25 protein-coding genes are annotated in these 26,585 nt (G+C 62.9%); 8 read left to right on the top strand and 17 right to left on the bottom strand.

What is annotated here, in order from left to right; translation table 11 throughout:
• Position 1: 1 nt before the first annotated feature.
• Genes gspH through AC3A5O_RS01105 form a run of 6 tightly spaced genes read left to right on the top strand, consistent with a single transcriptional unit; the run spans position 2 to position 3,774 of the window.
• On the top strand, positions 2–469 hold the full coding sequence (gspH, locus tag AC3A5O_RS01130; RefSeq protein ID WP_487752761.1) for a type II secretion system minor pseudopilin GspH: 468 nt from the start codon (positions 2–4) through the stop codon (positions 467–469).
• The gene (gene gspI / locus AC3A5O_RS01125; protein ID WP_305469373.1) at positions 462–848 is read left to right on the top strand and encodes a type II secretion system minor pseudopilin GspI; all 387 of its coding nucleotides are present in this window, start codon (positions 462–464) and stop codon (positions 846–848) included. The genes gspH and gspI overlap by 8 nt, the downstream gene beginning before the upstream one ends.
• A complete protein-coding gene (locus AC3A5O_RS01120) occupies positions 841–1,374 on the top strand; it encodes a type II secretion system protein GspJ (protein WP_122565319.1) in 534 nt (177 codons plus the stop codon). The genes gspI and AC3A5O_RS01120 overlap by 8 nt, the downstream gene beginning before the upstream one ends.
• Positions 1,371–2,216, top strand: coding sequence for a type II secretion system protein GspK (locus AC3A5O_RS01115; protein ID WP_305469374.1), 846 nt, complete (start codon positions 1,371–1,373; stop codon positions 2,214–2,216). The genes AC3A5O_RS01120 and AC3A5O_RS01115 overlap by 4 nt, the downstream gene beginning before the upstream one ends.
• The gene (gspL, locus tag AC3A5O_RS01110; RefSeq protein WP_305469375.1) at positions 2,216–3,319 is read left to right on the top strand and encodes a type II secretion system protein GspL; all 1,104 of its coding nucleotides are present in this window, start codon (positions 2,216–2,218) and stop codon (positions 3,317–3,319) included. Before AC3A5O_RS01115 ends, gspL begins: the two co-directional genes overlap by 1 nt.
• Positions 3,319–3,774 carry a type II secretion system protein M gene (locus AC3A5O_RS01105; protein ID WP_122565322.1) on the top strand — a complete coding sequence of 152 codons (456 nt, stop codon included), beginning with the start codon at positions 3,319–3,321 and terminating at the stop codon, positions 3,772–3,774. Before gspL ends, AC3A5O_RS01105 begins: the two co-directional genes overlap by 1 nt.
• A gap of 293 nt (positions 3,775–4,067) precedes the next feature.
• On the opposite strand, the gene AC3A5O_RS01100 is transcribed toward AC3A5O_RS01105, so the two are convergent.
• A complete protein-coding gene (locus AC3A5O_RS01100; RefSeq protein ID WP_305471136.1) occupies positions 4,068–5,321 on the bottom strand; it encodes an MFS transporter in 1,254 nt (417 codons plus the stop codon).
• A gap of 140 nt (positions 5,322–5,461) precedes the next feature.
• Between AC3A5O_RS01100 and AC3A5O_RS01095 the strand changes: the two genes are divergently transcribed.
• The gene (locus tag AC3A5O_RS01095; protein WP_122565325.1) at positions 5,462–6,364 is read left to right on the top strand and encodes a LysR family transcriptional regulator; all 903 of its coding nucleotides are present in this window, start codon (positions 5,462–5,464) and stop codon (positions 6,362–6,364) included.
• A 259-nt stretch (positions 6,365–6,623) separates the two neighbouring features.
• Here the strand turns inward: AC3A5O_RS01095 and AC3A5O_RS01090 are convergent, their stop codons facing one another.
• Both AC3A5O_RS01090 and AC3A5O_RS01085 read right to left on the bottom strand, forming a co-directional pair.
• Positions 6,624–10,715 (bottom strand): dermonecrotic toxin domain-containing protein, encoded by a 4,092-nt coding sequence (locus AC3A5O_RS01090; protein WP_487752760.1) that lies wholly within the window; start codon positions 10,713–10,715, stop codon positions 6,624–6,626.
• 291 nt (positions 10,716–11,006) lie between these two features.
• On the bottom strand, positions 11,007–11,984 hold the full coding sequence (locus tag AC3A5O_RS01085; protein ID WP_305482443.1) for an alpha/beta fold hydrolase: 978 nt from the start codon (positions 11,982–11,984) through the stop codon (positions 11,007–11,009).
• 401 nt (positions 11,985–12,385) lie between these two features.
• On the opposite strand from AC3A5O_RS01085, the gene AC3A5O_RS01080 reads away from it, so the two are divergent.
• A complete protein-coding gene (locus AC3A5O_RS01080; RefSeq protein ID WP_305469379.1) occupies positions 12,386–12,907 on the top strand; it encodes a hypothetical protein in 522 nt (173 codons plus the stop codon).
• 427 nt (positions 12,908–13,334) lie between these two features.
• Here the strand turns inward: AC3A5O_RS01080 and AC3A5O_RS01075 are convergent, their stop codons facing one another.
• Genes AC3A5O_RS01075 through AC3A5O_RS01010 form a run of 14 tightly spaced genes read right to left on the bottom strand, consistent with a single transcriptional unit; the run spans position 13,335 to position 26,451 of the window.
• Positions 13,335–13,781 (bottom strand): hypothetical protein, encoded by a 447-nt coding sequence (locus tag AC3A5O_RS01075; protein WP_003197008.1) that lies wholly within the window; start codon positions 13,779–13,781, stop codon positions 13,335–13,337.
• A gap of 43 nt (positions 13,782–13,824) precedes the next feature.
• Positions 13,825–15,051, bottom strand: a complete 1,227-nt coding sequence (locus AC3A5O_RS01070; RefSeq protein WP_122565329.1) for a beta-ketoacyl-ACP synthase — start codon at positions 15,049–15,051, stop codon at positions 13,825–13,827.
• Positions 15,051–15,779 (bottom strand): 3-oxoacyl-ACP reductase FabG, encoded by a 729-nt coding sequence (fabG, locus tag AC3A5O_RS01065; protein ID WP_122565330.1) that lies wholly within the window; start codon positions 15,777–15,779, stop codon positions 15,051–15,053. Before fabG ends, AC3A5O_RS01070 begins: the two co-directional genes overlap by 1 nt.
• Positions 15,776–16,243 (bottom strand): hotdog family protein, encoded by a 468-nt coding sequence (locus tag AC3A5O_RS01060; RefSeq protein ID WP_487752759.1) that lies wholly within the window; start codon positions 16,241–16,243, stop codon positions 15,776–15,778. The genes fabG and AC3A5O_RS01060 overlap by 4 nt, the downstream gene beginning before the upstream one ends.
• Positions 16,240–17,436: a beta-ketoacyl-[acyl-carrier-protein] synthase family protein gene (locus AC3A5O_RS01055; protein ID WP_354338192.1), complete on the bottom strand. Its 1,197-nt coding sequence runs from the start codon at positions 17,434–17,436 to the stop codon at positions 16,240–16,242. Before AC3A5O_RS01055 ends, AC3A5O_RS01060 begins: the two co-directional genes overlap by 4 nt.
• Positions 17,433–17,915, bottom strand: a complete 483-nt coding sequence (locus tag AC3A5O_RS01050) for a DUF3261 domain-containing protein (RefSeq protein ID WP_122565333.1) — start codon at positions 17,913–17,915, stop codon at positions 17,433–17,435. Before AC3A5O_RS01050 ends, AC3A5O_RS01055 begins: the two co-directional genes overlap by 4 nt.
• A complete protein-coding gene (locus tag AC3A5O_RS01045) occupies positions 17,912–18,640 on the bottom strand; it encodes a class I SAM-dependent methyltransferase (protein ID WP_305469385.1) in 729 nt (242 codons plus the stop codon). The genes AC3A5O_RS01050 and AC3A5O_RS01045 overlap by 4 nt, the downstream gene beginning before the upstream one ends.
• Positions 18,637–19,896 carry an NAD(P)/FAD-dependent oxidoreductase gene (locus AC3A5O_RS01040; protein WP_122565335.1) on the bottom strand — a complete coding sequence of 420 codons (1,260 nt, stop codon included), beginning with the start codon at positions 19,894–19,896 and terminating at the stop codon, positions 18,637–18,639. Before AC3A5O_RS01040 ends, AC3A5O_RS01045 begins: the two co-directional genes overlap by 4 nt.
• A gap of 23 nt (positions 19,897–19,919) precedes the next feature.
• A complete protein-coding gene (locus tag AC3A5O_RS01035; protein ID WP_122565336.1) occupies positions 19,920–22,259 on the bottom strand; it encodes an MMPL family transporter in 2,340 nt (779 codons plus the stop codon).
• A complete protein-coding gene (locus AC3A5O_RS01030; RefSeq protein ID WP_460080596.1) occupies positions 22,243–22,836 on the bottom strand; it encodes an outer membrane lipoprotein carrier protein LolA in 594 nt (197 codons plus the stop codon). Before AC3A5O_RS01030 ends, AC3A5O_RS01035 begins: the two co-directional genes overlap by 17 nt.
• The gene (locus AC3A5O_RS01025; RefSeq protein ID WP_122565338.1) at positions 22,833–23,258 is read right to left on the bottom strand and encodes an acyl-CoA thioesterase; all 426 of its coding nucleotides are present in this window, start codon (positions 23,256–23,258) and stop codon (positions 22,833–22,835) included. Before AC3A5O_RS01025 ends, AC3A5O_RS01030 begins: the two co-directional genes overlap by 4 nt.
• A complete protein-coding gene (locus AC3A5O_RS01020; protein WP_487752758.1) occupies positions 23,251–24,795 on the bottom strand; it encodes an HAL/PAL/TAL family ammonia-lyase in 1,545 nt (514 codons plus the stop codon). The genes AC3A5O_RS01025 and AC3A5O_RS01020 overlap by 8 nt, the downstream gene beginning before the upstream one ends.
• Positions 24,776–25,720, bottom strand: a complete 945-nt coding sequence (locus AC3A5O_RS01015) for a lysophospholipid acyltransferase family protein (protein ID WP_487752757.1) — start codon at positions 25,718–25,720, stop codon at positions 24,776–24,778. Before AC3A5O_RS01015 ends, AC3A5O_RS01020 begins: the two co-directional genes overlap by 20 nt.
• The gene (locus AC3A5O_RS01010; protein ID WP_305491583.1) at positions 25,717–26,451 is read right to left on the bottom strand and encodes a glycosyltransferase family 2 protein; all 735 of its coding nucleotides are present in this window, start codon (positions 26,449–26,451) and stop codon (positions 25,717–25,719) included. Before AC3A5O_RS01010 ends, AC3A5O_RS01015 begins: the two co-directional genes overlap by 4 nt.
• Positions 26,452–26,585: the final 134 nt, after the last annotated feature.

The raw sequence follows: 26,585 nt of genomic DNA, 5'->3' as shown, positions 1-26,585 counted from the left end.
CATGCAGCGTCGTTGCCGGGGCTTCACCTTGCTGGAACTGATGGTCGTTATCGTCTTGATCGGCATCCTGGCGGGCATGGTCCACTTCGCCACGGGGGCGAGCCCGGCGCGTGAGGCGCGGCAGCAGGCCCGGGACTTCGTCGCGGTGGTGCAGCAGTTACGTGAGCGGGCGGTGTTGGACGGGCAGGAATACGGTGTGCGCGTTCAGCCTGACGGTTATCAGGCGTTGCGGCTCGAAGCCCAGGACTGGACGGTGGTGTCGGCGTCACATCGATTGCCCAAGGGGCTGACGCTTGGCTTGGAGCAGGACGGCCATGTCCTGCGCCTCGATCACGTTCAAGGCCCACCCCAGTTGCTGATACTCAGCAGTGACGAGATCAGCCCGTTCAGGCTGCTCATCAACGTCGCTGGGCAGACGATTGCCCGGGTGTCCAGCGATGGTCTGGCGGAGCCGCTGATCGATGAGTAACGTGCGCAGGCAGGCCGCCGGATGCCAGGGTTTCACGCTGTTGGAAGTCATGATCGCCCTGGCGATTTTCGCGACGCTGGCGGCGGCCGTGCTTTCGGCCAGCCAGTTCGTGCTCAAGCAAAGCGCGGGGCTTGAGGATCGTCTGTTCGGCGCCTGGTTGGCGGACAATCAACTGAGCGAACTGCGCCTGCAAGCCGTCACGCCGCCCGGGCAACAGCGACTGAGCCGGCACCTGGATCGACGCGATTGGGTCTTGCAACAGCGCATCGCCCCGGCCCGTGATGGGCGCCTGTTGCAGGTCGAGATCCAGGTCAGTCGCGTCGACAGCGCGACCGTCGCGCACCGCACCATCGGGTGGATCCGCAACCGCCATGAATAAGCAATCGGGTTTCACTTTGTTGGAGCTGGTCATCGCCATCGCCATTTTTGCCTTGCTCGGCCTGGCCAGTTGGCGGTTGTTCGATGGGGTCGTGCGGACCCAGCAGGGAGCCGGTCAGCATGAACGCGACATCAGGGCCTTGCAGCGTGCTGTCGGCGTGATCGAACGAGATGTGTGGCAGGCGGTTGTCGACTCGGTCGTGCTCGCCCCCGGGCATTTGCAGTTGCAGCGCAGTCATTGGCGCAACCCGCTGGACCAGCCTCGCAGCGAACGGCAAACGGTGAGCTATCGACTCAAGGCCGGCGTGTTATGGCGCGAGAGTGTCGGCGAAGGCATGACGCTTGTGCAGCGGCAGAAATTGCTCGACGACGTCCATTCCCTGAGCTGGCGCGTGTTCGACCGGCAACGGGGCTGGCACCGCGAAACCGCGAGCGGCACCGCGCCGCTGGCGTTGGAGTTGATCGTGTCGGCGGGGCGTTTCGAACAAATCCGTCGAGTGCTGCTGTTGCCGGAGGCGTTGCCATGAAGCGCCAACGCGGCGTGGCGTTGATCAGCGTGCTGCTGGTGCTGAGCCTGGCCTTGCTGCTGGTCGGTGGCCTGTTGCGCAGTCATCGCCTGTTGTTGCACAGCAGCGCGCAGCAACTGCAACAGGTCCAGTTGCGGCAATTGGGATTGGCTGGGGAAGACTGGGCGCGGGTGGTGTTGGAAAACAGTGGGATAACGCCGTCCGGGCCCGTTGACCTGAGCCAGGATTGGGCCCGGCTCGAACCCGTGTTGGAAGTGGATGGTGCCGAGCTGCACATCGGTATCGAGGATTTGTCCGGGCGCCTGAATCTCAATGGGCTGTTGGCCCTGGGTCAAATCGATCAGACCACCCTTGGTCGCTGGACCCGCCTGCTGGCCTTGCTGGATCTGCCGCCGCTGTCGTTACCCCAGGTCGGGCCGGTGCAGGAATTGAGTCAACTGCGCCTGTTGCCGGGCATCGACGGTCCGACGCTACGGCGCCTGGAACCCTGGGTGGTGTTGCTGCCCAAGGACGCGCGATTGAACATCAATACCGCCCCGCAGCGTGTGCTGATGACCCTCGATGGCATGGAAGACGGGGCCGCCCAGGCGTTGGTCAGCCAGCGTCGCAATGCGCCATATGCCAGCGTGCAGGCCTTTACCAACGACCCGTTGCTGTCCGGCGTGGGCCTCAACAGCCATGGGCTGGGGGTGGGCAGTCGCTGGTTTCGCATCACCGTGAGCGTGATTCATGCCGACAGCCGTCTGCGCCTGGCCTCGGATATCGAGCGTGATTCTGTCAGTGGACGCTGGACGGTTCGTCAGCGACGTTTCTTACCCTTCAGCCCCAGTGAGCTTCCTTGATGAAAACCTGGCTTTACCTGACAGCCGAGGGCCTGGCCGCGTCTTGCGCCAACTGGCCATGCTGCGTGTGGTCGCCCACCGGCGAGCGTCGTCGCTTGCCGTTGCATGAGGCGGCCGGCGAGTTGAGCGGACGGCCCGTCGATGTGCTGTTGCCGATGGAAATGTGCAGTTGGTTGCGCAGCGATCCGTGGCCCTCTCGACGCCAGCCCCGGCCCCAGGCCCTGGCATTCGCCATCGAAGAACAACTGAGTGAAAACCTGGAGGCGCTGCACATCGGCATCGGCCCGCGGGACCGTCAGCACCGCTATCCGCTGATGGTGACGGAGCGGGCGCGGTTCCAGGCACTGTTGGCGTTGCTGGCCGAGCATGGCATCGATACGCGGGCGGTGCATGTCGATGCCGACCTGCTTGCTGAGGACCAGGCATTGGGCGTGCGCTGGTTCGGGCGTTGGTTGTTGGGTGGAGGGTTGCCTGCGCGGGTGGCGTTGTCGGCGCGGGCCTTGACGGCGCTGAAGTCCGGTTTGCCCGAGGACATTCACTGGCTGGACGAAGAGCGCGATTGCCTGGGTATCGATGAATGGCTGCTGAACGCGGATGGGCGTCCCATCGACCTGTTGCAAGGGGAGTTCCGGCGACGCCGCCGACCGTTGCCATGGCGTGGCGTTTCGGCGGTGGCACTGGGCATGTTGCTGCTCACCTGGGTCTTCAGCGAAGCCCGTGTGCGTTTTCTTGAAAGCGAAACCCGGCGTTTGTATGCCCAGAATGAGCAGCGGTTCAGATCGCTGTATCCCGGGCAGGAGCGGATCGTCGACCTGGCGGCGCAGTTCCAGGCATTGCAGAGTCGGCGCGGGCAAAGCCACGACACCCAGGTCGCGCGTCTGACCCGTCTGACCGAGCAGGTCATTGGTGCCAGCAATGTCGAGGTGCAGCGCATCGATTTTCGCGAAGGCGAAGGTTGGAAAATCCAGCTGACGGCGAACAGTTTCGTCGAGCTTGAACAGTTGCGTGAGCGCGGGCAGCAAAACGGATTGCCCGTCACCCTGGGCAGCGCCAGTAAGCAGAGCAACCGCGTGCAGGCCATCCTCACACTGGAGAACAGTTGATGAACGTTAGTGGATGGCGGGTCTTGAAACAGACTTGGGGAAGCCTGTCGCGCCGAGAACAAGGGATGTTGCTGGGGCTTGCCGGGGCGTTGTCGGTGGCGCTGGCCTACACGGTGATTTGGCAACCAACCCGGCAGCGGTTGGAGGTTGCCGAACGACAGCATCGTCAGCAGGTTGAACTGAGTGCCCGGATCCAGCGCGCGGAACCTACCCGGGATATGACTGCCGCCACAGGGCCCTTGTCGGTGCGCGTCAATGAAAGTGCGACAGCGGCGGGGTTGGACATGGCTGAAATGGAGGTCGACGGCGACTCGTTGCGACTCGCCGTCAGTGGTGATGCGAGTGCGTTGCTTCGTTGGTTGGATCAACAAGAGCGAGAGGGCGCGGTGCTGCGGTCGCTGACGCTGGAAGTGGAGAATGGTGTGTTGGGCGCGCGGGCGGTTTTGCGTCAATGACACGCAGCGGTTTTGACCAGGGAATGAGAGGCCTTTGTGGGATGGTGGGAGTGTGTCAGCGACATGCTTCCCCAGAGGGCACACAGGGTCTTGGGGTGCACAGGCTTCTGTGGCAAGTGTGGCGAGGGAGCTTGCTCCCGCTCGGCTGTGCAGCAGTCGCAAGCCGGTTTGCAGGGTTCACCTGTTGCACCGCGGTGTATGGTTTTGGGGCTGCTTCGCCACCCAGCGGGAGCAAGCTCCCTCGCCACAAAGTGTTCGCCCTGTCTCAGGGTTGGACAGGGCCCTCGCGATGACTAGACCTGCACATTCCCCGGCAACAACGGCAATTTCGCCAGCTTCACCGCCACCCACAACGCAATCACCAACAAGCCACCGATGAACAGGCCGATCCCGTTCCAGCCGCCCAGGTGCCACGCCACGCCGCCCGCCGTACCTGCCACGCTGGATCCGGCGTAGTAGCTGAACAGATAAAGCGACGAGGCCTGGCCCTTGGCCTTGAGGGCGCGGCGGCCGATCCAACTGCTGGCGACCGAGTGGGCGCCGAAGAAGCCGAAGGTGAACACCAGCATGCCCAGGATTACCAGCCACAGCGGCGTGGCCATGGTCAGCACGAGGCCGGCCAGCATCAGCGCGATGGTTGCCCAGAGCATTTTGCGACGACCGAGTTTGTCCGCCAGTGCGCCGACTTTGGCCGAGCTGTAGATGCCCGACAGGTACACCACCGACAGCAACCCGACGAAGGCCTGGTCCAGGTGATAGGGCTCGGCCAGCAGGCGGTAGCCGATGTAGTTGAACAGCGTCACGAACGCGCCCATCAGCACGAAGGCTTCGAGAAACAGCAGCGGCAACCCGGCATCGCGAAAGTGCAGGGTGAAACCATCCAGCAGGCTGCGTGGGTGCAGCGAACGGGGACGGAAGTTGCGTGACTCGGGAAGGATCCGCCAGAACACCGCCGCCGCGATCAGTGCCAGGCCGCCAATCACCAGCATCGCGGTGTGCCAGCTGACGAAGTCGATCAAGACGCCGGTGATCAGGCGTCCGCACATGCCGCCAATGGCGTTGCCAGCGATATACAACCCCATCGCCAGGCCGATGTGCTTGGGGTGAATCTCTTCGCTCAGGTACGTCATCGCCACCGCTGCCAACCCGCTCAACGACAGCCCCACCAAGGCGCGCAGCAGCAGGACGCCTTCCCAGGTCGGCATCATCGCGCTGGCAATCGTGCACATCGAGGCGGCGAACAGCGCCGTGACCATCACCGATTTGCGGCCGATGCGGTCGGAAATCGGGCCCGTGATCAACAGACCGATGGCGAGCAGGCCGGTCGCCACCGACAGGATCAGGCTGCTCTGCGCCGCGTTGATGGAAAACTCCCTGGATAGCAGCGGCATCATCGGTTGCACGCAATACAACAGGGCGAAGGTCGCAAAGCCACCGCAGAACAGCGCCATCACCGTACGCATGAACAGCGGGGTGCCTTTTTCGATGTAGATGTCGTTCCGTTCGGCGCCGACATTATCGGCAGGAGGTGGGATTTCATGGGCCAGGGGAGCGACGGCAGTTTTCACGGTGGACCTCGCAAGGGCACGATCAGGCAGGCAATGAAAAAAGCATATAGCCCGCTAATGTTTCTATCCAATATATTATTCGACCTGTTTAAGACGTTTAACGACCTATTGGATGGCCCATGGAACTGCGTCACTTGCGTTACTTCATCGCCGTTGCCGAAGAACTGCATTTCGGCCGCGCCGCGCTGGCCCTGGGCATCTCCCAGCCGCCGTTGAGCCAGCAGATCCAGGCACTGGAACAGGAGATTGGCGCACGGTTGTTCGAGCGGACCAATCGTCGGGTCGAATTGAGCGAAGCCGGGCGGTTGTTCCTTGAAGAAGCGCGACGGGTGTTGGTCCAGGTCGACAAGGCCGCCGACGTGGCCCGCCGTGCGCAACTGGGGGAACTGGGCGAGCTGAAAATCGGCTTCACCTCCTCGGCACCGTTCAATTCCACTATTCCCCAGGCGATTTTTGCATTCCGGCAACGCTTCCCTGCGGTGCACCTGAACCTGCGGGAAATGAGCAGCACCCAAGTGGCCGACGCACTGCTCGACGAAGTGATCGAGGTGGGCATCATGCGACCCTTGCCGCTGCCGGACACCTTGACGGAAATCGAACTCAGCCGCGAACCGCTGGTGGCCGTGCTCAGCGCCAAGCATCCCCTGGCCCAGGGCAATGAAGACGGCCTTTTTCTCTCGGCCTTGGCCCAGGAACCGTTCGTGTTTTTCCCCCGCAGCTACGGCAGCGGCCTCTACGCCCAACTCCTGAGCCTGGCCCGTGACGCCGGCTTCAGCCCGCATTTCGCCCAGGAGGCCGGCGAAGCCATGACCATCATTGGCTTGGTCGCGGCGGGGCTGGGCGTCTCGGTACTGCCGGCGTCCTACCAGCGCATGCGTATCGACGGGGTGGTCTATCGACCGCTGCTCGACCCGGCGGCGGTGTCGGCGGTGTGGCTGGTACAGCGCAAGGATCAGCGTTCGCCGATGGCGGCGGCGTTTGTGGCGTTGTTGACCGATGGGGTGGAGTTATCCAGTGGTTAGTGTCGGCGCGGAGGATACTTGCCTGACCCGCAACGCCGGCTTCAGCCTGAATAGAAATTGCCGGGGACGAAGAAAGTCCTGTGGGAGCGAGCTTGCTCGCGATGGCGTTGGATCAGTCAATACTTAATCGGCTGAGAGGCTGCCATCGCGAGCAAGCTCGCTCCCACATTTTGGTTTCCAGTATTCGCACTGCAATCTCAGCTAGCATCGATGCGGCTGAGATGTCCCGGCGTTTTTCAGAGAGTAATGGTCTTTTATCTCAATCCCCCCAGACTGTCGCAGGCCCGTTGACGTGATAGTCATAAAACCCTTGCAGCGTCCAGGTATCGCCCTGGCGTTCAAACGCGGCGCGCCATGCGCCTCGGCCGCCGCCGGGGGCCAGACGGGCCATGTCGTACCAGTAATACCGATTGATTCGCTTGGTCGTCACCCTGCCGGCGCGGATGTCATCCATGATTTCCAGCATCTTCGCCTGGGCTGTCTCGGGAAAGTTGGCGTATGACATCTGTGCTTCAGCCAGTGGGCCGATGTCTACCCTGAACTTGTCCGGCGCGGGTGTTGGCTCGGGTAAGGCAGGAGCGGTGGTGGCAGGTTGGGTGCCGGTCACTTTATGTGTGCGTGCCTGGGTTACGATTTCGATATCGAAGGGTTCATAGTGAGAGAGGGTATTCGTAAACTTTTTAATATCCTCCCCAGAGACCAACGTCATGTTTCGTTGTGTCTTGCCTCTGTTGGCGATCAGGTAGGGTATTCGATGATTCCTTATTTCTGTCAGCAATCCGGGTTTATGCCGGCGTACTTTCTCTTCCCTGAGGACGTCAATCAACTCGTTATAGTATTCGACTGAGGTCGTGTATTCCCTTCTGGCGGCGACGGCATCCGGCTCATCCCCTGGAAATAAGCTCGTTGCTTTGGCTTTCATTTGCGCATCGGCGGCTTTTATCATCTGCACGGTGTCTCTCGCTATTTTTTCTATGGCTAGCTTTTTTTTTCCTTGTCTGGGGGTGTAGGCCAGGAATACGGCACCGGTAATGTAATCGGTGATGACTGTTGTATTGACCTGGATCCGGTCGCTGCTGAAGAACTGGTTTTTGTGGGTCAGTACCGTGTCATAAATTTTTATTTTTTGAGTGGCGGTAATTTGCACGCCGCGTACTTTCCTTTCTATGGAAGTGCTACTGAGGGTGACGATGCTCCAGGTTTTCATCTTGTCCAGCAGGTTGCCATACGCCGTTTCATATTGAGTCGAAAAAGTCAGGTATCCCTGACTCAGGTCGGATATCCGCGAGCGATAAGTTTCTATATCGGGCGCGTCTATCTCCGCCATACTTTCGCGAAGGATGCGTTCGGCCAGTTCATCGGGCATCGAATGGAAAATACGCTCTGCTGTAGTGGCCGCATCGGCGTAGCGATAGCGATTCTTGACCAGCACGCCCTCTATCAACGCGTTGAGTGTTGTCTGTCGTGGGGTTTCCGGAGTCCAGCCGAACAGGCTGTGTACAGGGCCGCCACCGCGCAACCATAGCGGTTCTTCAACTTTCCATTGACCGTTCTCCCAAGTCACCGTTCGTTGGTGCGTGCGGTTGTTTGGCGCGTAGATAATTCTTTCGCCGCCCTGCATCTGCGTCTTGTAGTAATCCTTGCCCAACTTCAGATACTCCTGTCCGCTGGCGTCGCTGTAGCGGTTGCGCCCCTCGGGCACCAACCCCTTGCCGTCAAAGCGCTTGAGAGCGAACGGTTCCAGGTTCGGGTCCGGCATTCGGGGCAGGGTCGATAGCGCCTGGCGTGCCTGGCTCCGACGGCGGCCGGCGCGGGCCATGATCAAGTCCTGCCCGGCCTCGGCCAGGACCTCCCCCAACCCAGCGATAAAATCATGGGTCCACTGATGGAGACTGCCGCCCTCGATGTCTATCGCCGATACCGCGGCGCCCGCGGTCATGGTCGGCAGGATCGCACGCCCCAATAGACCGCCCAGCCGACCGACCGGGAACATCGACATCGCACCCGTCAGCAGCATGACGGCGCTGCGGCGTCCCTCCTGCGCGGAGGCGCTGTCGCGCTCGGCATGGGTTACCGTCAACATTTCCACCGCCTTGATCCCATGGGCGATTTGCGTCTCGTGCAAGGCTTTGAACAAATCCCCCTCGACCACGGGCGAAGCGATGGTCTTCGCGAAATCATCCTGTGCCCGGTCCTTGGCCCACGCGAAGACAGACTGTGTGACTTTCTTGATTTTTTCCTCGCGCGTCAGATCCTCCGAAGTCGGCACCAGGCTGGCAAGTTGCTTGGCCTGTTCGAGCAGCGGCAGGTGCGAAATGAGCCAACGGATCATCTCCGATGTGGCGGTGAGTGTTTGCGCCAAGGTTATTTCCAACGCCCGCGCGCTTGGCGCATCCACTTCCCTGAACGTCTTGCCGTCGGGAGCGCCGGGTGTGTACAGCGTCAACGAGGGGCGGCTCGCCGTCCTCTTCACCCCAAACGCCAGCAACTCCTTCAGTACGCTGTCCCCCCATTGCAGTTGACGGACCACCACCTCGTGCCCATTGACCTTGTCGCGCGTCGCCGCGGTCGGGCCGTCCAGCGCGGCCAGCACCAGCTTCAAGCCGGTATTGTCCCGGTCGTGCCTCAAGTCTCCCGAAATATGGGCAGCCCACACTTGGGCGCGCATCTGTTGCCCTTTCAGGACCATCCACTGCGCCTGGCCTTTCCGGGTCACACGTTGCAGCTCGGTCGGAAGCCGAGCGCCGATGTTCGCCCTTTCAATGACTTCCACAATTTGCGCGAAGCTCAGCGGCCCTTCCACGGTTGGGTGAGGGGCATTGCGTTCGTCGTGGGTCAGGTTGGACATCGCCCACTGCGTCAGGGAGCGACGGTCATCGACGATTCCCCTCACGCTGCCTTGCGAAACCCCGGAGCCAAACGGCGAGCTACCCGTCGGAGCGTGGGGATCGACCACGGTTTTTCTGATGCTCAGGGACACGTCCTCAGGGTCGACCGGCGGGTATTTCGCCTCGATGACGTCGGCGAGCAGCTGACGGGTCCGCTCCCGGAGGGCGTCCGGGGTGGCCAGCGTCACCGGATCCGGCGGCGGGGGCAGATCCGTCAGGGTGTTGTGCAGAGCCTGGGTCGCCGCCCACCACGCCAGGCGATCACTGGCGGTGACGTGCGGGTTGCCGTGCAGCCAGTCATTGAGTCTCTTCAGATTTAGCCGCAATTCGCGCTCGGCCATGGCGTTCGTCAGGTCCAGTTTGTGGCCGATGTCTGCCGCCACGTCGATCCTGTTCATCCAGGCGGTGATTTCTTCCGACGCTGCGGGACCGTCCAGCACGGCATTGCGCACGGCGGTTTTCTGCCCCGCCCGTAGCTCCGTGACCAGACGCGCGAAGAAGTGCTCGGTGACAGGCTCGGTGTCGACTTCATCCCCTGCGTCACCGTCTTGCACCAGGTCGGCCTTGAGCGCCGCCAGCGTGTCATACAGTTGCAACGGCTGGCCCGGACGGTACAGCGCGGCACTTCCCGAATCGCTGGCGTTGTCATATCGCGACAAGGCCACGGCGCCCGACACCGGTACGCTGAGGCTCCACCGCTGGGGTGTAATCTCCAGGCTGAAGACCCCGGGCCGGACCCGTTCCGCCAACAGTGCACGAGACGCCGCGTCCGGTGCCGACAGCGCATAGTCGGTCAGCGCCTGATGCATCTGCGGGCTCAATGCCATGTCCAGCCAATGTAGATTGGCCTGGGCCTTGAGTTGCCTGGCGAGTTCATCCGCTAGCCAGTCGCCGACGTTGCGGTCCTGGCTGAAGTCGGCCGGTGTGTGCCAGAACTCATCCAATGCGTGGGTGAGCAGGCGTTCATAAAGCGCCGGCATGGTGCTGATCAGCCGCTTGATTTCAGTTTTTACGGCGCGCTCGTTCAGGGCGACGGGCGCTGCGGTGGTGCTGTCCCGGCGGGTGACAATCTCGATGTTGTCCAGGTCACGGAGCAACGCGCCTGGATCGATCCTGCCGGCGACGGCCTGCAGCAAAAGCGTCTCCAGGAAGAGGATGTCCGTCACCGTCTTACGGGTCGCCGGGCCATCGGCTGTGCGCTGCGCAGGCGGGATCGCCTCTTCTCGCAGTGTGCGCACGGACAGCTCGTGCACCGTCACATTGCCGGCCAAGGCAGGGAAGGTTCTCCTGAACCAATAATCCAGGTGTTGCCTCATTACATGGGAAGGCCGTGGGATGGTGTTGTTCAGGCGAATCATGTGTTGTTGCGAAACCTTGAGCTGGCTGACCAGCGGGGCATCCGCCACCACGGCGCTGTCGGCCGACAGTAAGTCATGAGACGTTGTTAAGGGGGTGTGTTCCACTGCTTTCTTCCTGGAGGAATGTTGGCAGCACAACCTATTCAATAAAAGTTTGGGTGGGTGGTACATAGCTACCGCATGCAGGGAGGGGCGATAGGGTAAGAGCAATCAATGAGCGGCTAGGACGTGGGGCACTCGGCAATGTCTGTCAGTTAGTCGCAGAACCTGTGGGAGCGGGCTTGCTCGCGAAAGCGGTGTGTCAGACAACCTCAATGTTGACGGTCCCGCCGTCTTCGCGAGCAAGCCCGCTCCCACAGGGATTGCGCTTAACCGCCGGCATTAGGCGCCCTTGGGTCATTGAGTGATTGTGAAAAACGCCAGAATCGCCTCGCGGGTTGCCTGCGTTTGTTCCTCCAGCACCCAATGCCCGGTATCTACCAATATCAATGAGTGCGGTTGCGTCGCAATGTGCAAGGCCTGTTCGGCCAAGGTCTTTCCTCTCGAGTGGTCCCCGCCGATGGTGAGCAGTGGAGCAGTCAATTTGTTCTTGGAAAATTCCAGGTTGTCATTTGCATCCTGCTCTACCCAGGCGGAATAGAGCTTGAAGGCCGCCTCCATGCGTCCAGGTCGGGAGTAGTCTTGCACCAACGCCTGTCGCACCTCGTGACTGACTTTAGCGTTGCGCGCGAGCACGAAGTCATCGAAGAACATGTCCAGGTAGGTTTTCTCTTGTCCTTGAATCAGGGCCAGGGCCGCTTTGCCAAAGAAACGAAAGTGCCATTTGCTGGTTATGCCGGCTGCTGCATCTCCGTTATAGGCAACTTCCCATCCGGGAATGCCCGGAATAAATCCATCCATCAACACCATGCGCCCGGTTTCAGCCGGATAAAGCGCCCCGTAGGCGTAGGCAATGATCAAGCCCATGTCATGGCCAATGATATCGACCTGCTTGATGTTCAAGAGGGTGACCAGTTCGTGCAGATCATGGGCCATGCTTTTTTTGTCGTAGCCACCGACTGAAATATCCGTTTCGCCAGCGCCGCGATAATCAGGAACGATGGGGGTAAAACCGGCATGCACCAACGCGCCCATCAATGGCTCCCAGCTACGCCAACTGCCTGGAAACCCATGCACCAGCAGGACCGGTTGTTTGCCATCACCGCCCATGAGGTAGTGGAGGCGAATACCGTTCACGGATACGTAGGCATGTGTAAATGTCGCGCCGTCGACAACAACGCTGTTTGGTTCCGTTGAAGGCAATGTGTCGTGCTGTTTGAGGGACATGGGGGGGCGGCCCGACCAGGCTATTGTGTTTATCAATTTTTTATCCATGTTTGGAGCCAAAGTAATTTTATGGGCTGCGAATCACAGCTCATAAGGTCGAACGGTTTGATCGAGCGTCGACGTCTGGAAGCCTGAAGCTATTCCGAGCACTTTTGCTACTGTCAGAGTTGACAGTTCCGACAACAGGCAAAAAGTGCGGCTTCGATTGAGGGCGGCAGAAAAAGGGCGGAAGGATGGATGTTGCGTCAGGCGCCTGGACTGTAGGAAAACGCGCTTTTCTGGTTACGACACTTCCTATTCGCTCCAGATACCACGCCGCTGGGCTTGCGACTCGCCAGCGCTGCAACGTCTTATTCATCATTGCAAATCGTCCGGCTCAGTGCTCCTTCCCAGCGGCAAGGGGCGCAGCCTGAAGCCCATGAATAAGGTCCCTGGAAATGCACTCATCTTTGGATGCCCCTTACACCAACGAAATTTCCCGTGAATCTCTCCGTCATTTGGATGACTTGTACTTGGAGCCACGCCAACTGGAAGGTTACGGCGAAGAAGTCGCGGCATTCGTTAATCGACAAAAAGCATTCGTCGAAGCTCATCCACCCATCGCTATTTATCGAGTGGCCACCGAGGGCAGCCAGACGCGTAACGGCGGAACGATCCAGCAGGTGTCATCGTCGTTGACGTTCACCTTGGATAATGGCTGGAAAGTACGCGCCGCGCAGAAAGGCGACCAGGTGGTGTATGCCGATGGCAGCACGGCACGGATCATCACCGGCGCCGGGGAAGCCAATAGCAACATCGCGCTGGTTGGCAGTCGCTTGAGCAATGGCGACGAGATTATCAATACGCTTCAGCGACGATTCATGATCATCGTGCGTGAGGGCGTGCCGATGGCGGAGGATTTTTTGCCTGCGCTTCGGCTGGCCGAGGTTCATCGTTTGCACTCGAATGCGATGAGGGAGGACATCCAATGAACGAGGGGCTGCTGCGCAGCCCAGCGGGAGCAAGCTCCCTCGCCACAAGGTTCGTGCTTGGCACACGAATACCTGGTCACACCACCAAACCCTGTGGGAGCGAGCTTGCTCGCGATGACGGCAGTACAGCCAACATCACCGGTACTGACCTACCGCTTTCGCGAGCAAGCTCGCTCCCACATTGGATCTGGGGTGTCGGCAATATTTGGGTGTGCCACCGAACCCTGTGGGAGCTGAGCTTGCTCGCGATGACGGCAGTACAGCCAACATCACCGGCCCTGACCCACCGCTATCGGACACTGTAGGAGCTGCCGAAGGCTGCGATCTTTTGGGACTCAAGTGTCAGGGGAAAGATCGCAGCCTCGTTGCACTCGTCAGCTCCTACACAGCTCCTACACCTGAGCGGGGACTTCAAAAGGCGCGCTTTTTATTGCACCTTCGCCAAATCCCCCTTCAACGCAACGCCAGCCATGATCGCGCCCGCGTGGCATTCGTAGGTGGTGGGGTCTTTGCGTTCGTTGCTCTTGTAGAAGCTGACGATATTGGTGACAGCGTTGGCGCCGGCGTTCTTGGCGGCCTGGTGCAGGCTGATCAGGGCTGATTGCAGCACCCATTCGCAGGCCACTTCATCGGACTTGTTGAAGGCATTGGTTTTCTTGTTGGTCACGGCGCCGGGGCTGACCACGGTGACGTTGCCCGCCGGTTTGTTGCCGGCCAGGTAGAATTTCACGCTGCCGTCGATCTTGCCGGTGCGGATGGCTTCGGCGACAACCTTGTCAAACGGCAGGAACAGCGCGGTATCACGGGCCTGGCTGAGGCTTGGCAGGGTGCTGAGCAACAGCGCGGCGGTCACGGCGATTTTCTTCAACGACATCATGAGTCTCCTTGACGAGGGGTAACGGGGTTTTGAATCCGATTCAGTGCCAGCGGCGGAAGATCAGCGAGGTGTTGACCCCACCAAAGGCGAAATTGTTGTTCATCACGTATTCATGGCTCATCGGCCGGAATTCGTTGCGCAGGTAATCGAGCTGGCCGCACTGGGGGTCAACCTCATCGAGGTTGAAGGTGTGCACGTAGAGGTCGCGGTTCATCATTTCGATGCTGAACCAGGACTCCAACGCCCCGCAGGCACCCAGGGTGTGGCCGAGGAAACTCTTCTGCGAGCTGATGGGCATGTGCTCGCCAAACAGGCTGCTGGTGGCCAGGGTTTCGGCAATGTCACCCTGTTCGGTGGCGGTGCCGTGGCCGTTGACGTAGCCGATGGCCGAGGGTTCGAGGCCGGCATCTTCCAGGGCCAGCTCCATGGCCCGACGCATGGTGACCAGCTCAGGGCGGGTGGCGTGCTGGCCGTCGGCGTTGCTGCCGAAGCCGACGATTTCGGCATGAATCCGTGCGCCACGGGCCAGGGCGTGTTCCAGTTCTTCAAGCACGAGCATGCCGGCGCCTTCGCCGATCACCAGGCCATCGCGGCCTTTGTCGTAAGGGCGTGGGCTGGTTTGCGGCGCATCGTTTTTCAAGCTGGTGGCGTAGAGCGCATCGAAGACCATCGCTTCGGTCGGGCACAGTTCTTCCGCCCCGCCGGCGAGCATCAACGGCAGGCGCCCGAACTTGATGGCCTCGTAGGCATAGCCGATGCCGTGGCTGCCGCTGGTGCAGGCACTGGAAGTGGGGATCAGGCGTCCGGTCAGCCCGAAGAAGATGCTGATGTTGGCCGCCGTGGTGTGGGGCATCATGCGTACGTAGGAGTTGGCGTTCAGGCCTTCTGCCACGCTGTTGAGCAACATGTTGCCGAACGCCTTGATCTCATCGGTGCTGCCGGTGGACGAACCGCAGGACACGCCCATGCGCCCGTCCTTGATCGATTCGTCGCCCAGCAGGCCGGCGTCGGCCAGGGCCTGTTCCGCCGACGCGACCGCCAGGCGCGAGACCCGGCCCATGCTGCGCAATTGCTTGCGGGTCCAGTGGGCCGGGACCTGGAAGTCGTCGATGGGGCCGGCCAGGCGCGTGTTCAGTTCGGTGAAACGGTCCCACTCATCCATGCGACGGATGCCGCTGCGGTTGGCGGCGAAGTTGGCGGCGATGGTCTCCCAGTCGCTGCCTATGGAGGTGATGCCGGCCATGCCAGTGACGACAACGCGCTTCATCAGCACAAGCCTCCGTTGACGGCCAGGACCTGCCGGGTGATGTAGCCGGCTTCGGCGGACATCAGGAAGTTCACTGCACCAGCCACTTCTTCCGGGGTGCCCATGCGCTGGGCGGGGATCATTTTCATCAGTTCTTCCACGGGTACGTTTTCATCGAGCATGGCGGTGTCGATCAACCCCGGCGCGACGCAATTGACGGTGATCTTGCGCTTGCCCAGCTCGATTGCCAACGCCTTGGCCGCGCCGATCAAACCGGCCTTCGAAGCACTGTAGTTGACCTGGCCGCGATTGCCGATCAGCCCGGAAACCGATGTGATGCAGACGATCCGCCCGGCGGCACGACGACGGATCATCGGCATCATCACCGGGTGCAGCACGTTGTAGAAACCGTCGAGGTTGGTGCGCATCACCACGTCCCAGTCGTCCTCGCTCAGGGCCGGGAAGGCGCCATCGCGGGTCAGGCCGGCATTGAGCACCACACCGTAATAGGCGCCGTGGGTTTCGACATCGGCTTCGAGAATGGCCTTGCAGGCGGCGCGGTCAGATACGTCGAACTGCAGCACCCGGGCGTTGCGGCCCAGGGCCTGGATTTGTGCCTGGACTGTTTCGGCCTCGGCACGGCCGCTGCGGCAGTGCAGCACGATGTCGTGCCCGGCCTGGGCCAGGCGCAGGGCGATGGCGCGGCCGATGCCACGGCTGGAGCCGGTGACCAGTACTGATTCAGTCATGACGGGTTTCCTGTTGCGGACGGTTCGTGAAGGTAATGAGCGGCCTGGGGTGGACGGAATACATTGAGCCGGGCCGTGGCATGGATGCCGGGGGCGTGGATGTGGCATTCGAACACGCCCATGCCGTTGTCGTCTTCCAGGGAGCGCACGCCATGGATGCTCAGCTCGGTGCCGGCGGGAAAACAGTCGACGTTGCATTCGAACTTGCGGGTGCCGAGCAGAAAGCCCAGCTCCACGGCATCGCCGCGTCGGCGGGCGTGGCAACCAGCGAACGCCGCGACACTTTGGGCCATCAGCTCGATGCCGACCCAGGCCGGCAGCGCGCCGTCGTCGCGGTTGAACAAACCACCGGGCTTGACGGTGGTGTGGGTATGGATCTGTTCGTCATCGAACGACAGGATCCGGTCGATGAGGATCATGTCGCCGGCATGGGGCAGCAGTTCGGCGAGCGGCCAGTCAATCATGGGGCGTCTCCGATAATCAGGCTGACGTTATTGCCGCCGAAAGCAAATGAATTGCTCATCAGGCGGCGCGGGGTGGCCGGGTTCAGGCGGGTGTTGGCGCTGACCCAGTCCAGTGCTGGCAGGGCAGGATCGGCCTGGCCGTCCCAGACGTGCGGCGGCAGGGCCTGGGCAGGGTTTTCCGCGCTCAGGGCCAGCCAGCAGAACGCCGCCTCCAGCGCCCCGGCCGCGCCGAGGGTATGACCGGTCATGGGCTTGGTGGAGGAGCAGGGCACACCCGCCGGGAACAGCCCGGCCACGGCCTGGCTTTCCATGGCGTCGTTGTGTTGCGTGGCGGTGCCGTGCAGGTTCAGGTAGTCGATCTGGCGGGCGTCGAGGCCGGCGCAGCGCAGGGCTTTTTCCATGGCCTGGCGCGCGCCGCGACCGCTGGGTTCGGGCGCCGAGATATGGTGGGCATCGGAACTGGCGCCGTCGCCGAGCAAGGCAATCGGTGTTCCCTCGCCTGGCGTCTTGCTCATGAGAAACAGCACCGCCGCTTCGCCAATGTTGATGCCGCTGCGGTTCACCGAGAACGGATTGCAGCGTTCGTTCGACACCGCTTCCAACGCGGAAAAACCGTTGAGGGTCAGTTTGCACAGGCTGTCCACGCCGCCGCACAGCACGGCATCGCACAGGCCCAGGTCCAACAGGCGCCTGGCGCTCATCAAGGCCCGGGCGCTGGAGGTGCAAGCGGTGGAAATCACGTAGGACGGGCCACTGAGGCCGAGCCAGTCGGAAAGAAAGTTGGCCGGCGCGCTGAGTTCCTGCTGCTGATAGTCGTAGCCGTCGGGGAAGCGCTGCTCACGCAAGTAGTGGGCAATGCCCTGGCTGGCCTCATCGATGCCCGACGTGCTGGTGCCCAGGACGATGCCGATGCGGGCGTGACCGTAGGCTTGGATGGCTTGGTCGATCTCGGCGCGAATCTGCAGCCCCGCTTCCAACAGCAGTTGATTATTGCGACTGCGTTGCGCCGCCAGGGCTGGCGGGATGGGCGCGAGCTCACCCGACACCGCAGCGACCGGCAAGGCCCGTTCGGCCACCCAGCCATCCTCGCTGCGCACGCCCGAGCAGTCGCCGGCAAACAGGTTGCGTGCGACGGTGTGCTTGTCGCGGCCCAGGGCGCAGATCACCCCGAGGGCATTCAGGTAGGCGGTCATGGGGCGTTCTCGGTCAACGGTGTGATGCGGTAGCGGGGGCCTTGGGGCAGGCTCATTTCAAAATCCAGCGGCTGCGTGTAGCGCACCTGCCAACGATTATCGAGGGTCCGTTGCGATGCCTGTTTCCGGGCCGCCGGATAGTTGCCGGACAGCTCGCCTTCGGGGGTCAGGGCGAACAACAGCGCGGCGAACAACTCCCGGGCTTCGGCATTGGGCGGCAGCAGACCGTCGGCCTGCCACTGGCCGTCGACCAGGCGCTGGCGGGCCACGGGAATGCCCAGCGGGTCCATCATCGACCAACGGATGCCGGCGTCTTCGCGCTGGATCACCAGCAACCAGTCCTGGCGTTGGCCGGCCAGTGTCCGCTCGACGTGCAATTGCATCGGCAACGCCAGGGTCGGCGTGCGGGCGGGCAGCGGCGCCTGGCTGGCGCAGGCACTGAGCAGCAACACACAGGCGATCAGCAGGCCACGGATCATCCGACAGCCCCTTCGTGAGGCTTGCGCGCCACCACGTTGACCAGGGTTTCCTCACGCTCGCCAAAGGGCTTGGGCCGACGCAGGCCGAAGCGCTCCAGCAGGCCGAAATCCTTGGCACGGCTCCACCACAGGTACGGGTAGGACACGTTGCGGTCTTCGAACTGGAACCCTTGAGCGCGGATCATCTGCAGGTACTGCGCGGCACTTTTCTGCACGTGCATGGGATGGCGGAACAGCCAGCGGATCACCCAGGTATCGATGTAGGCCTCGGTGGATTCGGCGAACAGCAAATAGCCGCCGGGCTTGAGCACGCGGTAGAACTCGGCGAGGGCTTTTTCCTGCTCCACCAGGTGATGGAACGTCTGGTGGCAGAACAGCAGGTCGACGCTGGCGTCGGGCACCGCCAAGGTCGCGCAGTCGCTGCCGATCAGTTCCACGGCCATGCCTTGGCGCGTGGCTTCCTCCCGGCTCAGGTCGAGGCTGTGGGGGTCGGCATCCACGCCGATCAGGCGGTGTGGCGCGAACACCTGGCGCAGGTACTGGAACGACTTGCCCTGGCCGCAGCCGGCATCCAGCAGCACCGGGTTGGCCGGCAGAGGGCTGCTGAACAGGCTGCGCAGGTCGTTGATCGCCACCCGCAACACGTGATGCTGCCAGGTGTGGCTGCGCAGGAACCAGAAGCCGAAGCGGGTTTCTTCGACGTAGTTGTCGCTCAGGTAGCTCATGGCTGCTGACTCGGCGCCGGGCTCGCGCAGATCTCCGAGAGCATGCGCAGGCGCCGCTTGGGTTCACTGACGAACGGGTTGCGCTGGTCCCAGGCGTAGCCAGCCAGGATCGAGCTGATCATGCGTCGGATGTCGTCCGAACCTTCGGTGTAGAAAATCACGTCCTGGAAGGTGCCGGCGTACCAGCCCTCGACATAGCAGCGGAAGGTGTCGACGCCGCGCTTGAGCGGTTCGGCAAACTCGCTTTGCCAATCCACGCTTTCACCTTGCAACTGGCGGTGGAGCACGTCGGCGGCCATGCTCGCCGAGCGCATGGCAATGGTCACGCCGGAGGAAAACACCGGGTCGAGAAATTCCGCGGCGTTGCCCAACAGGGCAAAGCCAGGGCCGTGCAGGGTCTTGACGTTGGCCGAGTAGCCGCCGATGGTCCGCGCCGGGGTGTCCCACACCGCGTTCTGCAGCACGCCGGCCAGGCTCGGGGTTTCGTCGATGAAACCGCGCAGGCAGGCGTCGAGGTCGTCGGTGCGGCCGGCGAAATGTTCCGCCGCCGCGACCACGCCCACCGAGCAACGTCCGCCGCTGAACGGAATGGTCCAGAACCACACGTCGCGTTTGCTCGGGTGGGTGGTGATCAGAATCTTTTCCCGGTCGAACGTCGGGGCATCGATGCGATCCTCGATGTGCGTGAACACGGCCTGGCGCACCGGGAAGTTCGACGGCGCCTCCAGGTCCAGCAAGCGCGGCAGGACGCGACCGTAGCCGCTGGCATCAAGCACGAAGTCAGCTTGGACGCAGTACTCGCTGCCGTCTTCGCGCTGCACGCCCAGTCGTGGTTTGGCGAGGGTGAAGTCGGCACTGGCAATCGCCTGGCCGTAGCGGATCTCCACGCCTTGCAGGGCGGCCTGGTCGGCCAGCAACTTGTCGAAGTCGGCGCGCTGCACCTGGAAGGTCGTGGGCTTGCCGTTGCTGAAGGTATCGCCGAAATCGAAGGCGCTGTAGCGTTCGCCCCAGGCAAACGCGGCGCCGTTCTTGCGCTGGAACCCGGCGGCATTCACTGCGTCGAGCATGCCGGCTTCTTCAACGAAATCCAGGCAATGGGACAACAGGCTCTCACCGATGGAGAACCGTGGGAAATGCTGGCGCTCGATGACCAGCACATCGTGGCCCTTGCGCTTGAGCAGCGCAGCGGCGATGGCGCCGGAGGGGCCGGCACCGATGATGACGACCTGGCGATATTCCGTTTCAGTGACAGGCATTGGGGTTCCTTGAATATCCTTGGTCATCGTTGGTCTTCTTGAGCAGGTATAGGGTGTTCCTGGCGCCCGGCCCACGGCGCCAGCATGAAACTGAAGGCCAGCCCCAGGCTCACCGCCAGGCCGAAATTACTCACCGCCGGTGTGCTGGACAACGCCAGCAGGCCGAACGACAGCCAGGTGGTGACCGCCGCCAGCAAGGTGCCCAGTAGACTCACGGCAGCACCGCCGATCTGTTCGCGCATCAGGATCGCGTAATCGACACCGATGGCCGTCACCAGCAACAGGCCGAACAGGCTGAACAAGGTCAGTGGCTGCCCCAGCCAGCCGAGGCTCGCCAGGCTGCACAGCGCGGCCAACAATGGCAGGGCGACGATGCGCAAGGCCGCGCCGACACCGAAGGGCCAGATCAGCACCAGCACAATCAGCACGCAGGAGGCCAGTTTCAACTCGGCGGCGCTGACCTGCGTGGCGGCGAAGACCCGGTTCAGGTCGCCCAGGCGATCCACCAGTTGAACACCCGGCAGGTCCACGGCTTGCACGCGCAGCAGCGCGGCATCGTTCAAGCCTTGCAGGCTGATCATGGCGGCCACGCCTTGGGCGGTGGGGCCGAGCCAGAGCGTGCGGTAGGGTTCGGCCAGGGGCCCGGCCAGCGCGGCATCGATGTCTGCCACCGGCAGGGCCTGCAATTGCGCCAGCTCTGTTTGCAGCGCGGCGACCGGTACGCCCAGGTCCAGCAGTGGTTGCCAGAAGGCCGGCAACCGGGCCAGGGCCTCGCGTACTTTCTGCTGGTCGGCGGGCGTGCTCACCAGTTGGTTCAGCGACAGGTAGCCCTGGAGCTTGTCCAGGGCGATCAACTGATCCAATCGCTCGTTGAGCGCGGTCTGGCGCTCCAGCAGTTGGGGTTGATCGTCGGCGCGGATCAGGAAGAACTGACTGGTGGGCTGGAAGCCGGTGATGCGCGCGATGTCGCGGGCTTCGTCGGTGAGGTGCTGGGGCGTGCCGATCCACTGGCGGATGTCGTTTTTCGTGGTCAGGTGCCAGAGACCGCCCGCGCAGAAACTCAGCAACAACACCAGCAGCAGCGGCGTGGGCACCCGCGCCAACAATGCTTGGCGGGTCTGAAGCAGGCATTCGCACAGCCGCAGCGGCCATTGGGCTGGACGCAGGTCTGCACCCTTGAGCAGCGCCGGCAACAGGCAGACCGCGGTCAAGTAGGCGCCAACCAGTCCGGCGGCGGAAAATAGCGCGATCTGGGTCAGGGCCGGGAACGGTGTCCAGGCCAGGGCCAAGTAGCCGATGCAGGTGGTCGCCAGGCTCAGGCTCAGCCCCGGTAGGGTCAGGCGCAAGGCCGGCCAGCTGCGCCAAGGCTTGAGGCTCCAACTCTTGGACAGGTAGTGCAGGGGGTAGTCCACCGCGACGCCGATCAGGCTGGAACCCAGTACCAGGGTCATCACATGCATGCGCCCGAACAAGGCCACGCACGCCACGGCGCCGAACAGCATGCCCACCAGCACCGGCACGAACGCCAGCCACACGCGCAGGCGCCGGAAGGCCAGCAACAACAGCAGCAGGATGCCGACCGTCGCACCACCGCCGACCCAGGTGATTTCCCGCGACGCCTGTTGCTGGCCGCTGGCGGCGTACAGCAGGCCGCTGGCCGCCAGCAGTTGCCCTTGAGCCTGGCTCGCCAGGTCGCGGCTGTGTTGCAGCAGTTCGGCCACTTGCAGCGGCAGGTTCATGTCGAAGGCGTTGCCCTGGGCACGGGCCCGCAGCATCACCCAGCTTTTACCGTCGGCATCGGCGACCAAGGCCCCGCTACCGATGTCGAATTTTATCGCGCCGCGTTGGGGCTGGCTGTTCTGGATGCGCCCGGTCAGGCCCAGCCAATCGTCCTGGTTCGGCACCAGGCTGAAGCCGCTGAACGGGTCGAACAGGGCCTGCACCCGTTGCTGGATGAACGCCTGGGGCTGTTCGATCAATTGCTCCCGGTCCTCTGCCGAGAGCATCGCCAACCGCCCGTTGAGCAGTTGCGTGCGCAGCGCCGGCAAGTCGGCCTGCAGCGTCCACTGCACCTTGTCGAACAGGCCGCTGGCCTGCCATTGCTCGCCCAGGGTTTGCGCCAGGGTGATGGCTTGCTGGCGATCGGTGTGGCCGACCAGCACCAGCACCTCGCGGTTGAGCGGCTCCTGCATGCGCTGCTCGGCGGTGATCTCCAAGGCATCGGGAGACGTCCCCGGCACCAGTTCCATGAGATTGGCCGACAGCGGCGCGCCATTGCGCCATTGCCAACCGGCGAGCGCCAACACCGCCAGCAGCAGGATCAGGAACAGCCGGGGCAGCATCCGTTCACTCGGCAAAATCATGTTGCTCCGCTTCGCTCAACGGTTGCGCGCCGGTAGCGCCCTGCATGCGCAGCACGGTGCTGTCGCCCTGGGTCTCCAGCAGTTCGATGCGCTGGACCAGTTCGCCGCCGTCAATGTTGATCTGGTTGAAGACCTGCTTGAGCAGTACCGAGCGCGGGGTCAGGGTGAGTTTCCACTGTTGTGGTTCGCCCGACAGGCTCAGCTCGAAATCCCGTTGCAAGCCACTGCTGTCGCCCTGCAGAACCGCCAGGAACAGCCGGTTCTGCTCGGCGCCGGCGCTCTTGTTCGGCAGCATCTGCCAGGCATTGCCGTCCCGCCGGGCGATACCCTCGGCGGTGATGCGGTAGTCCTGTTGCAGCGGGGTTTGCAGCAGCCACAGCAGACCGTGGTTTTTCGCCAACACGAAGCGGCCCTTGCTGGTGAGGGGCTGGGGCAGGGCGCGCAGGTGTTTTTCCTGGATGAACTGTCCGTGGATTACTTCCGGGCGGGCCAGTTGGTCGCTCAGTTGTTGCAAGTCGAATGCCTGGGCCACAGGCGCCAGGCAGCACAGCAACAACCAGATAGCCAGGCGCTTCATGGCAGTTTCCTTTCAACGGCTTCGACAAAGACCCGGGGCGAGGCCAGCAGCATTTCGCGGCTGGCGACGTCCACCGCCACTTGCACCGAGCTGGCGCGGGTCAAGCGATCGCCCGTGGCTGCGTCGCTGATCAGGTAGTTGATCTTCAGCCGGTTTTCCCACTCCACCAGGCTCGCGCGCACGGTCAGGGCCTGGCCGAACACGGCGCTGCGCACGTAGCGAAGTTGCAGGTCGATGATCGGCCACGCATGGCCGGATTCGAGCATGTCGTTGTAGTTGTGGCCGATCAGGTCGAGCAGCGCACAGCGGGCCACTTCCAGGTATTTGACGTAGTGGCCGTGCCAGACCACGTTCATCGAATCGACGTCGAAAAACGGCACCACGATCTGCGTGTCGACGTGCAAAACACCTTGGCTACGCATGCAGCCTCCAGTGTTGCTCGGCGATGCGTTGCAGGCACAGGCGCAGTTCGCCTTCCAGGGCGCGGTCTTCGATCACAGGCGGGAAATCCTCGGCCAGTTGCTGGTGCATGGCGGCCAGGGCCGGCGGCAGCGGTCGCGCGTCTTCGGCGCGACTGCGCAGCCACACGCCCTGGTTGGCTGCCAGCAAGGTGGCGGCGGCGACTTGTTCGGTCAGTTCCAGCACGCGGATCGCGTCCCGGGCGGCGATGGTGCCCATGCTCACCTTGTCCTGGTTGTGGCACTCGGTGGAACGCGAGAACACGCTGGCCGGCATGGTGTTTTTCAGAGCCTCGGCGGTCCAGGCACTGGTGCCGATCTGCACGGCCTTGAAGCCATGGTTGAGCATCGCCCGCTCGGCGCTGGCGCCGGACAGGTTGCTGGGCAGGCCATGGTTGTAGCGCGCGTCCACCAGCAGCGCGAGCTGGCGATCCAGCAAGTCGGCGACGTTGGCCACCAGGTTCTTCAGGCTGTCCATGGCGAAGGCGATATGCCCGCCGTAGAAATGCCCGCCGTGGAGCACGCGCTCGGCTTCGGCGTCGATGATCGGGTTGTCGTTGGCACTGTTGAGTTCGGTTTCGATGAACGAACGCAGCCAGTTCAGGCTGTCCGCCAGTACGCCGAGCACGTGGGGCGCGCAGCGCAGGGAATAGCGATCCTGCAGACGATGCAGCGGCGCGGTCGGTGCGTCGATCGCCAGGTCCTTGCGCAGCCACGCGGCGACTTGCATCTGCCCCGGGTGTGGCTTGGCGGCGAACAGGCGTTCGTCGAAGTGTTCCGGGTTGCCTTGCAGGGCGACGACGTTCAGCGCGGTGATGCGGGTCGCCAGTTGCAGCAGGTAGTCGGCGCGGGCAAAAGCCAGGCAGGCCAGGCCGGTCATCACGGCGGTGCCGTTCATCAGCGCCAGAGCTTCCTTGGGCCGCAGCACCAGCGGCGTCCAGCCCAGTTCCCGGTGTACGTCGGCGGCCAGGCGCCGCTCGCCACGGAACATGACGTCTCGTTCACCGGACAGCGTGGCGGCGACGTAGGACAGCGGCGTCAGGTCGCCGCTGGCGCCCACCGAACCTTCTTCCGGAATCAGCGGCAGGATGTCGTGTTCGAGAAAGGCCTGTAGGCGTTCCAGCAGTTCTACCCGCACCCCCGACACACCGTGGCACAGCGACTGCAAACGCGCCGCCAGCACCGCACGGGTGGCCTGGGTGTCCAGCAGCTTGCCCAGGCCGCAGCCGTGGAACGTGTACAGGTGGCGCGGCAGGGCCTCGACGTGGTGCAGCGGCACGGCTACCACACAGGAGTCGCCATAGCCGGTGGTCACGCCATAGATCACGCCTTCCTTGTCCAGCAGGGAATCGAGGAATTGCGCACCCTTGGCAATGCGTTGGCGGAACGCCGGGTCGTCCTGCAATTGCGTCGGTGCCTGGCGGTTGGCCAGGGCCAGCACATCTTCAATGCGCAAGGGGCGTTCGCCGAAGGTTACCGGCTCAAGAGTGGGCATCGTCATCGGTCTTCCAGAAAGGGTAAAAGTTGAACCACTGTTGGGGCCCCTGGAGGCAATACTGCGCCAGGCGCTCGGCGTAGCGGGCGGCCCAGTGGGCGATCACTTGCTCGCGCTCGTTGCGTTTCCACGCCACGGCATCGGCGAAAGGTTCGAGGGTGACGCGATAGCGCCCCTCGTGCTTGAGGCACATCAGCAGGTTGACCGGGCATTTGAGCAGGCCGGCCAGCAGCCAGGGGCCTTGCGGAAATGCCGCCGGGTGGTCCATGAAGTCCACGGTCACGCTGCGTCCGCCGTGCAGCGGTACGCGGTCGCCGGCAATCGCCAGCCACTCGCCGCGCTCCAGGCGCTCGCTCAGTTGCAACATGATCACCGGGTTCAGCTCGCTGACCTGGATCAGTCGCAAGTGTGTGGCACCGGCCTCGCCCAGCAAACGGTTGAACTGCTCGGCGTGCTTGGTGTGCACCAGCACGTTCATGGTGACTTTCTCGCCCAGTTCGGCCAGTGCCCGGCACATCTCCAGGTTGCCCAGGTGCGCGCCCACCAGCATTTGTCCACGGGCATCGCGCAGGTGATTGCGCAGCAGCGCCGGGTCGACGATTTCGATCTGGTCGATGCTCAGCTTACCGTTCCAGACGTCGAGCTTGTCCAGCAGGGAATCGGCGAACGCCATGAACTGCCCGAACACCCGCCAGCGGGTCGGGCGCAGTTCGGGGCGTGCGCTCCAGTCGGCCAGGCGTTGCTGGTATTGCCAGGCGGCCTGGCGCGCGCTGCGGCCGAAAATGAAAAAGTACAGGACGATGCCGTACAGCACCGGGGTCAGCAGGCGCCGGCCGAGGACCTTGGCGGCGACCGCGGTGAGTTTCATCAGCCAGAAACTGCCGCGCTCCTGGCGGTCGGCCCAATGTTGCTTGTCTGCCTGCAGGCTCATGTCCGCCACCGTCGCCAGAGAATCAGGGGGAAACGCACGAGCATGCCGAAGAACAGCCGGGTGTGCATGCTGGAAATCAGCACGTTGTCGTGGAACAGGCGAAAGTGCGAAACCCCGTCTTGAGGGTAATGGACCCGGGTGTGCAGCCAGCGCATTGGCTGATTGCGCCAGGCCAGGCGCACCAGGATGTCCGAGTCGAAATCCATGCGCTTGCCGATGTTGGCCGAGTCGATCAGTGCCAGGACCGGTGCCAGGGGATAGACCCGAAAGCCGCACATCGAGTCGCGGATTTGCAGGGACAGGCTGTTGATCCAGACCATGACGTGGGTCAGGTAGCGTGCGTACAAGCGACCTTTCGGCACGCTGGCGTCGTAGTGCGGATACCCACAGATCACTGCGTCCGGGTGGGCACGGGATTGCTCGATGAAGGTCTTCACGTCGCCCAAATCGTGCTGTCCGTCGGCGTCCACCTGCAAGGCGTGGCTGAAACCCAGCCGCGATGCTTCGCGCAAGCCGGTCATCACCGCGCCGCCCTTGCCTTGGTTGACGGCGAGCCTGACCAGATGCACCTGATCGCCCTCGGCCAGCCGTTCCAGCACAGCGGCACACGCCGGGCTGCTGGCGTCATCCACCAGCACACAGGGCAGGCCGTTGGCGAGCAACGCCTGGACCACGGCCGAGATGGCGGTTTCGTGGTTGTAGACCGGGATGACGGCGCAGGGGTTATGCATATTCTGCTCCCTCCACGGTTTCACTGTGCACAACCTTCCTGTGGCGAGGGGATTTATCCCCGCTGGGTTGCGCAGCGACCCCAAATTCTGTGCAACGACACAGACTGATGGCGAGCGCTCCGCACTCGAGCGGG

Source organism: Pseudomonas sp. Soil_N_39 (assembly GCF_057655955.1).
This window is presented reverse-complemented; position numbering and strand designations above follow the sequence as displayed.